Annotated in this window: 2 protein-coding genes and 1 pseudogene; all 3 read left to right on the forward strand. The window is 39.3% G+C overall.

The window, feature by feature from the left end:
* Nucleotides 1–315, forward strand: a 315-nt coding sequence (locus FTT73_RS16230) for a hypothetical protein (RefSeq protein WP_218944809.1), incomplete at its 5' end; no start/stop codon positions are given.
* An 86-nt stretch (nucleotides 316–401) separates the two neighbouring features.
* On the forward strand, nucleotides 402–1,277 hold the full coding sequence (locus FTT73_RS16065; protein WP_078081115.1) for an SDR family oxidoreductase: 876 nt from the start codon (nucleotides 402–404) through the stop codon (nucleotides 1,275–1,277).
* 74 nt (nucleotides 1,278–1,351) lie between these two features.
* Nucleotides 1,352–1,476 (forward strand): annotated as a pseudogene (locus tag FTT73_RS16070) (CmlA/FloR family chloramphenicol efflux MFS transporter); the annotation flags it as partial.

The raw sequence follows: 1,476 nt of genomic DNA on the forward strand, positions 1-1,476 counted from the left end.
GTAAATTTTCAGCGTTGCTGGCTCCCCGTCAGCCGGATTGGGTTGCATCGCAGGGGTGTCGAAAGAGTCAACTGCGGTCCAAAGCTGTTGGACTTGGGTGAAAAGGGCGTTTATTCTTCCTATACGTATAGGAAACCTTTATTATACGGTTATAGTAAAAAGGGGGAGAGGAATCTTCCTCTTTTTTATTTTAAAGGGAGATCTCCCATGACACTTCGTAGAAAAGGGTACATCAATGAATTTGATGGCTTATTTGTGATACCAACAATCGGATTAATCCTGTTGAAATTTTATATTTCTATATTTAGAGCATAGGCAGATTGCCTGTGCTCTTTATTTTGTTTGTTTTAAATTGGTATTGAATGATACCAATATTACATGATTAATGGAGGAGATTATTTATGACATTTAATAACAATGAAAATACACGTGTGTGGTTTATTACAGGTGCAAGCAGTGGACTAGGATACGAATTCACAAAAAAAGCATTGGAGTCAGGAGAGAAGGTTGTTGGTGTTGCTAGAAATATTGAAAAACTGAATGAGTTAAAATGCCAGTTTGAAGGAATGTTACTTCCTTTAAGTCTTGATGTTACTGATAGAAGTGCTGTTTCGACTACAGTGGAAACTGCCATTAAACATTTTGGAAGACTCGATATTGTCATTAACAATGCAGGGAATATGGTAATGGGAATGATTGAAGAATTTAGTGAAGATGAAGTTAGAAGCCAAATGGAAACTAATTTCTTCGGTACAGTATGGGTAAGTCAAGCTGTTATGCCGTACTTGCGGGCACAAGAATCAGGTCATATTATCCAGATATCTAGTATTGGTGGACTGATTAGTGGTCCAATGTCGGGAATCTATAGCGCTAGTAAATTTGCTTTAGAAGGATTTAGCGAGGCTTTAGCACAAGAAGCTGCACATTTTGGTATAAAAGTATCTATCGTAGAACCTGGAGGTTACTGGACGAATCTATACTTAAAAATGAGTTTTACTACACAGAAAAAAGAGTATGATTCATTACGTGAAAAGTTGGCCCAACAATATTCAAACGAATCGGTGGATAGTGATCCTAAGTTAGCCGCCGAAGCTATAATGAAACTGGTTAATAGTGAGAATCCGCCTCTCCGATTAGTTCTGGGAAGCCTTGTATATGATTTAGCTGTTGAAAATGCAGAAAAACGTATATTTACATGGAAAGAGTGGGAATCAGTCAGTCGTTCTTCGGAACATGGGATTCCTGCACCAGAAGGATACGGAATAATTGAGGAATAGAAACCCTAAGAAATAAACTCTCTAAACTACAAAAACTAATTAATGATTTAATATGTTTATTAACTTAATCGCCGGGCGCAACGGCTTTCGTCATTGCGTCTCTGGGAGCAGCTTGGTCTTCAACTGCACCGGCCTTTGTCGCTTTCCGTCTACTTCAAGCAGTGGGCGCGTCGGCCATGCTGGTGGCGACGTTCGCGAC

It is taken from the genome of Acinetobacter sp. YH01006 (genome assembly GCF_013420445.1).
Lineage (GTDB): Bacteria > Pseudomonadota > Gammaproteobacteria > Pseudomonadales > Moraxellaceae > Acinetobacter > Acinetobacter pseudolwoffii.